The sequence below is a fragment of the Catenulispora rubra genome (assembly GCF_015356825.1).
GTDB lineage: Bacteria > Actinomycetota > Actinomycetes > Streptomycetales > Catenulisporaceae > Catenulispora > Catenulispora rubra.
On the sequence record NZ_JAACYW010000121.1, the window covers coordinates 21,797 to 32,066 of the forward strand.

Consider the following 10,270-nt stretch of genomic DNA (forward strand, 5'->3'; position numbering starts at 1 on the left):
ACATGACTGACACGACTTCGGCGGCGCCCCCGCCGGCCGGCCGGCGGGAGTGGGTCGGTCTGGCCTGCCTGGCCCTGCCGACCCTGCTCGTCGCGCTGGACATCGGCGCGCTCTTCCTCGCGCTCCCGCACCTGAGCACCGACCTGCACGCCAGCGCCACGCAGCAGCTGTGGATCACCGACATCTACGGCTTCATGCTCGCCGGCTTCCTGATCACCATGGGTACGCTCGGCGACCGCGTCGGGCGGCGCCGGCTCCTGCTGATCGGCGCGGCCGGGTTCACCGCTGCGTCGGTGCTCACCGCGTTCTCGACCAGCCCGGCGATGCTCATCCTGGCCCGCGGCCTGCTCGGCGTGGCCGGGGCCACGCTCGGGCCCTCGACGCTGGCCCTGATCAGCAACATGTTCCGGCAGCCGCGCCAGATGGGCATCGCCATCTCGCTGTGGGCCGGCTGCCAGTTCGGCGGCGCGGCTCTGGGGCCGGTCATCGGCGGCTTCATGCTGGAGCACTTCTGGTGGGGGTCGGTCTTCCTGCTGGGTGTGCCGTTCATGGTCCTGCTGATGATCCTGGGCCCGCTGTTCCTGCCGGAGTACCGCGACGAGAACGCGGCCCGGCTGGATCTGGTCAGTGTGCTGATGTCGCTGTGCGCGATCCTGCCGGCGATCTACGGCGTCAAGCAGCTGGCCGCCGGGGACTCCGGCACGCTCTACGTGCCCTCCGCCGCGATCGCCGTCGGTCTTGCGTTCGGCATCCTGTTCGTTCGCAGGCAGCTGAGCGTGGAGCATCCGCTGGTCGATCTGAGCCTGTTCCGGACGCGCGCCTTCAGCAGTGCCCTGTCGGCGATGATGCTGGCCTGCGCGACGTTCGCCGGCGCGAGCTTCATGAGCAGCCAGTACGTCCAGAGCGTCCTGGGCCTCACCCCGGCGCAGGCCGGTGCCTGGCAGGCCCCGGCCGGGGCGGGCATCGCCGCCGGCGTGCTCCTGGCCCCGGTCCTGGTCCGGCGCTTCCAGGCCGCGACCGTCATCCGCGCCGGCCTGCTGGTCTCGCTGCTGGGCCTGCTCCTCATGACGCTGCTGACGAGCACCAGCGGCCCGGTGCTCGTCTCGGTCGGCGTCGGGGCCGTGGCGATCGGCGTCGGACCGCTGTTCGCCCTCGGCACCGGGCTCATCCTGGGCTCGGCCCCGCCGGAGAAGGCGGGCTCGGCGGCGTCGATGTCGGAGACCAGCAACGTCTTCGGATCGACCATGGGCCTGGCGATCCTGGGCAGCGTCGGCGCCGCCGTCTACCACGGCCGGATCGCCGAGCACAGTACGGATCCGACCGTCCGCCAAACCGTCGCCGACGCCGTGGCCGCCGCGCACGCCATGCCGGACGCGCGGCAGTCCGCCGCGCTGCTCCAGCACGCCCGCGTCGCCTTCACCGACGGCATGAACACCGTGGCGGCGATCGGCGCGGTCGTCATCGCCGTCCTGCTGGTCCTCACCACGCTGGCCCTGAGATCCGGGCCGGCGGTCGATGAGGCCGGGAGTAGCCATGAGGACCTCGCACCGGACATGTCAGCTCTGGAGAGGTAGCCGGGCCGTGGGACGGCGAGGGCCCGCGGGCGCGTCACGCACCCGCGGGCCCTCTGGCGTGCCGCAGCGATCAGACCTCGACTCCCAGCGGGGCCGCGGGGTCGGTGACCCCCGGGCGGCGGCGCGGCTTCGGTCGGGCGAACCGGTTCATCATGGGCCGTTCCACGAACGTGTAGAGCGCCCCGGCGATCAGGATGCACATCGGTAGCGCGGCGACCATGTAGAGGATCGCGTCGAACGTCGACCATTTCGGCGGTGTGTAGTAGCCGTAGCCGAACCACTGGTGCGCGAAGGCCGCGTGGACGGCGAACAGCGCGGTCACATGTGTCACGTAGAAGGCGAAGGAGATGTCGCCGAACCAGAGCATCGCCCTCGTCCGCAGGAAGGTCATACGGTCCGCCAGATCGCTGGTCGCGGTGGCTCCGATGATCACGATCACCGGGATGGTGAAGACCGCGACGAGGGACAGCAGCTTCGGGACGTAGAGCCCGATGACGTAGAAGACGACCGTGACGCCCAGCGCCTCGCGCAGCCCGAGCACCTTCGGCCAGCGGCCCTCGGAGATGACGCGTGCCAGCAGCATGCCGATGATGAACTCGGCCGAACGCGTGACCGGGAAGAAGAACACGAACCAGTGCTGCGCCCAGGACGCCACCCCGGCCTCGAACGGGCTCTCCGGCGACTTGGGCAGGAACGTCGCCGCGAACAGCGGGATGACGGCCATCACGGTCACCGCGAACACGCCGATCCACAGCCAGAGCCGCTCCACGCGGACCCGGCGCACGACGCGCAGCAGCAGCGGGAAGAACAGGTAGCAGAGCATTTCGACCGACAGCGACCAGGTGACGCCGTTGACCGGATAGACGAAGTACGACTGTTTGGTGAACCAGGACTGGACCAGGAAGAGGTTGGCCACGGCCTCCGCGACCTTGATCCCCTCGCCCGAGGCGAGCAGCATGCCGAACGCGATGAAGAACACCAGCAGATGGTTGGGGAAGATCTTGAAGAACCGGCCGCGCCAGAACCCCCGCGCGGTGTCGGTGGCCCGCGAGCCCCAGGTGAGCACGAAACCACTGAGCACGAAGAAGAACGACAGGCTCATCCCGCCGACGTTGTATACGTAGAACGAGTAGTGGTTGTACCAGCCCGGGTTCTGGTCCAGGAGGATGTAGCCCGAGTGGTTGAAGTACACGAACAGCGCGCCGAAGGCCCGCAACGACGTCAGCGACGGGAGTCGTTTGGCCGGCGTCCGGGCGGGTGTCACCTCGGCGGGTGAGGTCGGTGCTGATGTCACGGGAAGTCCTTTCACGCGGTCGTTTCCTCCATCTCGGACGGGGCTCAGCGTCACATTCCGGCCGAAACCGATCATCTTTCACATTGCGGTCTCCAGGCCTTGCCCTCCTCCCGGCGCCTTCTCCAAGGACGAACGGCAGGTCAGCGTGTCCGGAACGGCCGCCGGAGGCACGACAACCTCGAAGATGAGCCGGGGTGCCGCCGGCCCCCACCATGGCCCCGGAGGGGGCGATTCAGCGCCCTGACATTGGAGGTTCGCTATGTCGAATGGGCTCACGGTGGCGACGGCTTCGATCCCGGCCGTCGACTCCCCCGGCCGATCGTCCGTCAGTCGCACGGCGCTGCGCCGCACGGCGTTCCTGTGGCAGGACGGCGTGATGATCAGCGCGACCGTCCGCGCGCTCGACACGATCGGCCTGCTGGACCTCACGCCGGACGGCCCGCACGAACTCCCCGACACCGGCTACCTGCGCGCGGCCTGGAGCTGCCTGGACGGCGCCGGCTGGCTCGACGTGCTGCCGGCCCCCGCCTGGACCGCCGCCGGACGCGGGGCGCTGGAGCACCGGGAGCGCTACATCGCCGGCGGACGGTTCCTCGCGCGCTTCACCCGGACCGAGCCGGACTCCTGGGACACCCCCTGGGACGCCGAGACGCTCGCCGCGTTCGGCGCGGAACTCGACGCGCACATCCGCTGGCGGGCCACGCGCGGCCTGCCGGAGATGACCGTCACCCACCTGGACGCCACACTCGCGGTCCCGGCCCTGCTCAGCCTGCGCGGCACCGGAAGGCTCCAGAGCCCGGAGGGCGATTTCGCGCGGCTGCTGACGCTGCTCGGCTGGCTCGACGACACCGGAGCCTGGACCGAACACGGACGCGCCAGCCTGGAATGGGTCGACCACTGCGGCCTGATCGGCTCCTACCTTCCGATGCTGGCCAAGCTCGAAGAGCTCTTCCGCGGCGAGCTGCTCGTCGTGCCCGGCGACGGCGAGTGGCACGTCCAGCGCGGCATCAACGTCGAGGCCAGCGCCTACGCCCACAAGCGCTACTTCGCCGACGCGGACCCGATCTTCCAGGAGATCTTCAGCCGCGAACCGCGCCCGGCGTTCATCGCCGACATGGGCTGCGGCGACGCCAGCTGGCTGGCGCACCTGCACGAGCTGTTCGGCGACACGATCCGCTACGTCGGCGTCGACATCAGCCCGATCGCCCTGGACCACGCCCGCGCGCTGCTTCAGGCCGCGGGCGTCCAGGACCCGCTGCTGCTGATCGGCGACGTCAGCAACCCGGACTCGCTGCGCGACCAGCTCGCCGAGCACGGCCTGGCGATCGACGACGGCCTGCACATCCGCTCGTTCCTGGACCAGGACCGCACCTACCTCGGCGGCCCGCCGCGCGCCGACGTCCCGGGCTGGTCCTCAGGTCCCTACTTCGCCCCCGACGGCCGCCCGCTCGGCGCCGAGGAGCTCGAGTCGGACCTGGTGGCGCACTTCCAGCGCTGGGAGCGGCACACCGGCAAGCACGGCATGGTCATCCTGGAGTCCCACCGGGTCGCCTCGCACGTCGTCCGGCGCCACCTCGGCACGACCCACTCGGTGGCCTTCGACACCTTCCACGGACTGTCGCACCAGTACGTCATCGAGCACTCCGCGTTCCTGCGGTGCCTGCGCCTCGCGGGACTGCAGACCGTCGGCTACCAGGAGAGGCGCTACCCGTCGGCCAAGCCGTACGTCGCGGTGTCCCTCAACCGGGTGATCCCGGTCCAGCCGGCCCCCGCGGGCGACCCGGACGCCGTCCGCCACGACACCTGGCAGCCCGGGCCGGAGTACGACCTCGCCGACGGCGTGGGCCTGCACCACCTGCTCTACGCCGACGGCGACCTGGCGCACCCCCGCAGCTGGGGTGCCGGGCCCACCGGCATCGTGGTCCGCGACATGCTGCACACGATCGAGGCCGGCATCGAGCGCGCCCGGCCCGGCGACGTCGTCCGCGCCCTGGACTACGGGGCCGGCACCGGCTTCGCCTCGATCGAGCTGAGCAAGGCGCTGGTCACGCACCGGGTCCAGGAGCGGCTGGCCGACCGCGGCGCCTCGTTCGAGCTGCACGTCGTCGACATCCCCAACAACTGGTTCGCGCAGGGCTTCGAGCTCATGCGGGACATGCCGTGGACGCGGTTCCACGCGCTGCGCGGACCCGGCGGGGACTTCCGGACGCTGCTGGACGTCACCTCCGGGGAACAGGTCGACGCGGTGATGGCCAACATGGTCTTCCACCTGCTCACCGCCAAGGCCATGCGCCACGCCGCGCGCTCGATCGCCGGAGTGCTCAAGCCCGGGGGCCTGTTGACGTTCAGCGCCCCGGACCTCGCGCCCACCACCGAGCACTCGCTGCTCCTGCACACACCCAACCGCCTGCTCCGCCGCTACTGGCTGGAGGCCCTGGACTCCGACGAGCCCGAGAAGCTGGCACCGGCGCTGCGAACCGCCGCGGCCGGCGTACTCCCTGCCGCGCGCTCGCTGGCGCAGTACCGCGCCGACCGCCGGATCCTGCCGACTCCGCAGGACAGTGCCTCCGTCGCCGAGGCGCTGGCTCCGTACTTCGCCGGGGCGATCGAGCGCCGGACGTACGAGTACCTGGCCGAGGAGATCGAGATGGCGGCGCTCGTCCCGGCCAACCAGGGCGAGTACCTCGCGGAGATCACCGACCTGGAGGTCCGGGAGTCGATGATCCGGCACCTGATGCGGGAGCGGGTGCTGCCGGAGCTGATGAGCGGGCCGGCGGGGACCGCGCTCGGGATCAACCTGGAGTGGAAGCTCGGGCGGTTCACGCGGTCGTCGGTCATCTGAGCTGAGGCGGCACGAGGAGCGTGCGACGAGTCGCGCGCCTTGAGCCTTGTGCCACGAGCCTTGTCAGAGATCGATGTGGCGCGCGGTGTCGGCGACCTCGGGGTGCGGTGAGGTGTGCAGGGTGGTGACGACCTCGCGCCAGGATCCGTCGCGGGTGTCGGTGTCGGTCCGGCCGCCGAGGACCAGGCTCGCGAGCTGCGCGGCGACCAGGCCACCGGCCAGGTCGCCGCGGGCCGCCAGCACCTGCGCGGCGGCCGGGAGTCCGGCCAGCGCCCGCTCGTCGAGCTGGTGGTTGATCCGCTCCCGCAGGCCGTTTTCCGACACACCGGTCAGGTAGGGACGGCCCGCCAGCAGGTCCGCGTAGGCGACGAGGCGGTCGTCGAGGTCGTCGGCCGCCGGGTCCACGAGCGCCAGCGCCAGCCGGACGGCGATGCGTGCGTGCCGGGGCTCGCCAGCCAGTGCGGACAGGCACCGCTCGACGAGGTCCAGCGACCACGGCTCAGGGTTCTGATAGCGGTTCCGGAGACTGGTGAGGGTCCCGGTCAGCGCCGAGGCGAGCTTGGCCCGGGCAGGGTCGTCGGCGAGGCGGCGCAACACGTCCGGGACCCGGTCGGCGCCGGATCCGGCCACGATCAGGGCCCTGATGAGCTCGGACGCGAGCTCCGCCTCGTCGAGGTCCGGCCCGAAGAGGGTGTCGACGAGTTCGTCGAACCCGCCCCGGTACCACGGCGCCCAGACCTCGAACGCCTTCAGGCCCCGGAACCGCACGCCGCCGTCGTTCGAGGCGCGGAGCAGGTTCCGGACCAGCGCCGCGTAGGCGGCGCGCGCTTCCGGCGGGTACTGCCGCGGGTGGGGCTGGAAGAGCGTGCGGATCATCAGCTCGCTCATCTCCGGGCCGACGGCGGCCGCGACGGCGTCCAGCGCGCGCGGGTCCTCGGTGGCGTCACGCAGCACGACGGCGATCGCCACTAGCACGTCGCGGTGCGTGTCAGGCTGCTGCCACGCGCGAAGGAGGACGTCCAGGTGACCCGGGATCCGGTTGCGGCGGAGCTGGCGGACCGCCTGCTTGCGCAGCGTGACCTTGCTGTCCGGGGCGAAGAGGGCTGATTCGAGCGCCGGGCCGAGGACCGAGGGGCGCGCTCGCGCGCAGCACGCGGTGAGGGCCGCGACGGCTTCGGGCGAATGTGGGCCGTTGGCCTCGGCGAGGAGGCGGGGGAGGGCGGCTTCAGAGGATTCGGCGGCAAGCAGTTCCGTGGCCAGCGGTTCCGCAGCAAGCGGTTCGGTGCTCGGCAGCGCGAGATCCGTCTCCTCGGCAGGGCCTGAGCTTTGCACGGCCTGTACCGGTGTTCCGCTTGGCGTTGCCTTTGTCTCCTCGGCGGGCATCGCGAGCTCCGGGCAGTTCCCAGCCCGCCGTCCCAGCGCCCGTCGCAGATCCCTGACAACAGCGGCATCGCCGAGCCAGGGCCGCAGCACCGCGACCAACTCGCGTTCCTGCCCCGGTTGGAGCGCCAGGTCCAGCCGCCAGTAGTCCGGCGGCGGGGAGTGGCGGTAGCCATACCCACGTCGCCGCCTTCCCCGCTTCTGCGGCGGCGGGTTCAGCTCCTCCTCGCTCGGCACGTCCAGCCCCGCCGCGCCGAACCGCGCGACGAGCAGCCGGTGCACGTCCAACGCCCACGCCACCAGGCCCGGCGACGTCTGGTGCCGCAGCGTCCGGCGGGCCAGCAGCCTGAGGGTCCGCCGCGTCTGCTCGGACGAGTCGTGCGCGTCGATCGCAGCCGCCGTCAGCTGTTCCAGGACCGGCACCCACTCGTCCCCGAACACCGCGACCGGCAGGCCGACAAGCGATTCGAGAAAGCTGCGGCGCACCGGGTCCTGCTCGTTCAGCACGCGCGGGGCCAGCGCCTCGACCTGCCGCAGCACTTCGCCTGCGTCGCCGGTCTCCGCCGCGCAGCGCAGCAGCAGGGCCCGGGCGGCGGTCCGCACCGTCGTGGTGCCCGACGCGGCCGCTTCGGTCAGCACCTCGACCGCCTCGGCGAAGGGCAGATACGAGGCCAGCATCAGCTCGACCGCCTCGGCGTGCGACCGGCGCCGGCTCGCGTGCCACTGCGGCCGGTGCCACTCCAGCATCCGGCGGGCCTCGGCCTCGGCGCGCGCCCGCGGCAGCACGTCGAGCAGCGGCTCGGCCCACGTCGGCTGGAGCTCGGGGGCGGCTGCGGCGAACGCGTCGACGAGGGGTTCGCGCCGCGCTGTCGGCAGGTGTCCCAGTACTGCCCACAGCGAGTAGACGTCGCCGTCCACGTAGGCGATGATTCCGGCGTCGTCGAGGGCGGCGACGGCGTCGTAGTGTCGCCGACTCGTCTTCTTCCGGTCGTCGTAGGACACGACAGGCCAGGCGCGCATCGGGTCGGCCTGCACCAGCGCGGTGATCGCGCGCGACGGGAGCTGGAGGCCGTAGCGGTTCGGCTGCTTCTCCAGCAGCGCCATCGTTCGCGTCGGCAGCGACTCCGCGAGGATGCCGAGAACGTTTCCCCAGCGCCGCCAGAACGTGCAGCCGGGGACGCCGAGCGCCGGATCGCCGGCCTCGATGTAGGTCATTACGGCGTCCGGGTGCCTTCGGGCGAGCGCGGTCCACGAGCCCACCGCGTGCGCCAACTCCGCCAGCCGCTGCGCCGCCGCCTCCGCCGAACACGCCGGCAGCAGCGCCGCGGCCTCGCCGTCGCCCCACTGCCGGCGCACCGACGGCAGCAAGCGGTCGGCCAGCGCGGTGCGCCGCGCGTGGAGCAGGGTTCGGTAGAAGGCTCGACGCAGTTCGAGCGATGCGTCCGTCAGGACGGCTGCCGCGGCGTCGTCGGGGACTTCGGTGACGGTTCTGACCGCTCGTAGCGCGGCCCGCCTCAGAGCGAGGTCGTCTGCCCGTAGTGCTTGCTCGATCACCGGGAGGTCCCGGTCGATCATGGCCTGGTGCAACGCCTCCCGGCGTTCTCGTTCGATCATGCTCCGGCGGTGCCGTCGACCCTTCGCGTGTTCATGGTCGCGATGTTTGCAGGTCGGTGGGCTGCGCCGCAACGGAATTGCCGGGCGGCGGCGGGGTTCCGGGGCGGCCGCGCACTCCGACTTGTCAGACGTCTGCGAGCTTGAGGAACAGTTCGCTGAGCTCGAACGGCATCGTGATCATGCAGTCGTGGCCGGTCGGCAGCTCCCACACCTGCGCGGGCGTGCCGTTGGGCTGGGTGGCGGCGACGGGGCGGCGGACCACGCCCTCCGGCTTGGCGCCGGTGCAGTGGATGTGCGTGCGCGGGATCGTGTTCACGGCCGGGTTGTCGAGGTGCACCGGCTGTGTCAGGCACAGGACCGGCTGGTCGGAGAGCATCGTGCGCAGCCAGGCGACGTCCGCCGGCTCGGTGACGCCGAACAGCCCGAAGGGCGCCGGCTGCTCGGGCATCGGCGGGATGCGCCAACTGTCGGCGGCTTCGATCATGTGCTTGGTCACGGGCAGGACATCGAGCGCGCTCTCGCCATCCTCCGGCACCATCGCGTCGAGATAGACCAGGTGCGCGACGCGCTCCGGAACCCGGTTGGCCGCGGAGGAGATGACCAGCCCCGCGTAGCTGTGCCCGATAAGGACCACGTCGGTGAGGTCGTGGTCGTCGATCAGCCCGACGATGTCGTCAACATGCGTGTCGAGCCCCACCTCGGGACTGAGCAGGTGCGCCTTGTCGCCGTAGCCGGTCAGCGTCGGCGCGAACACGCGGTGCCCCGCGTCTTCCAGCAGCGGGACCACCCGCTCCCAGCATTGGCCGCTGTGCCAGGCGCCGTGGACGAGCAGGAAAGTGGACATGGTGGTTACCTTTCGTGCCTCGGTACTCTTTGAGAACCACCGCCATGCTGGTGCACTCGAGGCGCGGCGGGCAATAAGGCACTTTTCGGTGCCTCGGTTCTGTGGAGGTAACCATGGAGATGGCCAACACGGCCAACACGGCCAACACGGCCAACACGGCCAACACGGCCAACGGCGACGCGTGCCGGACTCGCGTGGTGCTGGAGATCGTCGGTGACAAGTGGTCGCTGCTGGTCGTGCGCAACCTTCGGGAGGGACCGCGGCGCTTCACGGAGCTCAAGAAGGCCATCGACGGAATCAGCCAACGCATGCTGACCGTCACCCTGCGCAGCCTGGAGCGCGACGGGATTTTGACGCGCACGGTGCGCAATGTCATGCCGCCCCACGTGACCTACGAGCTGACCCCGATGGGTGTCACGCTGCGCGAAGCCGCCGCCCCGCTGCTGGAGTGGAGCATCGCGCACTTATCGCTGATCGACGATGCTCGCGCCGACTACGATTCCCGCGCCGAGTGACCGGCCGCGCTTGCTCTGTCTACGAGTCTTGTGCCGACTGACCGGCCGCCCGTGCTCTGTCTATGACTTGCGCGAAAGCTCTCCGGCCCTCTCCCCACCTTGCATTTGCGGGGCTCCCGGTCCATCCGGCGCAAGCATCGCCTCCAGATACCCGGCCGCAGCATCCGCACCCCCCGCACCCCGAAACGACTCCCCAATCCGCCCAGC

The 10,270-nt window shown here is 71.0% G+C and carries 6 protein-coding genes; 3 read left to right on the plus strand and 3 right to left on the minus strand.

All coding sequences use genetic code 11. The features are described 5' to 3' along the window. The first annotated feature begins 2 nt into the window (after positions 1 to 2). The gene (locus GWK61_RS28765) at positions 3 to 1,574 is read left to right on the plus strand and encodes an MFS transporter (protein WP_194913625.1); all 1,572 of its coding nucleotides are present in this window, start codon (positions 3 to 5) and stop codon (positions 1,572 to 1,574) included. Between the two features lie 70 nt (positions 1,575 to 1,644). On the opposite strand, the gene GWK61_RS28770 is transcribed toward GWK61_RS28765, so the two are convergent. After that, entirely contained in the window at positions 1,645 to 2,868 is a 1,224-nt protein-coding gene (locus GWK61_RS28770) for an acyltransferase family protein (protein ID WP_194913627.1), read from the minus strand. 259 nt (positions 2,869 to 3,127) lie between these two features. Here GWK61_RS28770 and GWK61_RS28775 point away from each other — a divergent pair, with 259 nt between their 5' ends. Beyond that, on the plus strand, positions 3,128 to 5,710 hold the full coding sequence (locus GWK61_RS28775; RefSeq protein ID WP_194913629.1) for a class I SAM-dependent methyltransferase: 2,583 nt from the start codon (positions 3,128 to 3,130) through the stop codon (positions 5,708 to 5,710). 63 nt (positions 5,711 to 5,773) lie between these two features. On the opposite strand, the gene GWK61_RS28780 is transcribed toward GWK61_RS28775, so the two are convergent. Both GWK61_RS28780 and GWK61_RS28785 read right to left on the minus strand, forming a co-directional pair. Further along, positions 5,774 to 8,704: a hypothetical protein gene (locus tag GWK61_RS28780; protein WP_194913631.1), complete on the minus strand. Its 2,931-nt coding sequence runs from the start codon at positions 8,702 to 8,704 to the stop codon at positions 5,774 to 5,776. Positions 8,705 to 8,828: 124 nt separating this feature from the next. Further along, on the minus strand, positions 8,829 to 9,548 hold the full coding sequence (locus GWK61_RS28785) for an alpha/beta fold hydrolase (RefSeq protein ID WP_194913634.1): 720 nt from the start codon (positions 9,546 to 9,548) through the stop codon (positions 8,829 to 8,831). 119 nt (positions 9,549 to 9,667) lie between these two features. Here GWK61_RS28785 and GWK61_RS28790 point away from each other — a divergent pair, with 119 nt between their 5' ends. Continuing rightward, the gene (locus GWK61_RS28790) at positions 9,668 to 10,063 is read left to right on the plus strand and encodes a winged helix-turn-helix transcriptional regulator (protein WP_194913637.1); all 396 of its coding nucleotides are present in this window, start codon (positions 9,668 to 9,670) and stop codon (positions 10,061 to 10,063) included. The last annotated feature ends 207 nt before the right edge of the window (positions 10,064 to 10,270 follow it).

What these genes read in the sequence shown, in the direction of transcription:
- GWK61_RS28765 (WP_194913625.1), top strand. Translation starts at nt 3, where the DNA reads ATGACTGACACGACTTCGGCGGCGCCCCCGCCGGCCGGCCGGCGGGAG.
- GWK61_RS28785 (WP_194913634.1), bottom strand. Translation starts at nt 9,548, where the DNA reads ATGTCCACTTTCCTGCTCGTCCACGGCGCCTGGCACAGCGGCCAATGC.
- GWK61_RS28790 (WP_194913637.1), top strand. Translation starts at nt 9,668, where the DNA reads ATGGCCAACACGGCCAACACGGCCAACACGGCCAACACGGCCAACACG.
- GWK61_RS28775 (WP_194913629.1), top strand. Translation starts at nt 3,128, where the DNA reads ATGTCGAATGGGCTCACGGTGGCGACGGCTTCGATCCCGGCCGTCGAC.
- GWK61_RS28780 (WP_194913631.1), bottom strand. Translation starts at nt 8,704, where the DNA reads ATGATCGAACGAGAACGCCGGGAGGCGTTGCACCAGGCCATGATCGAC.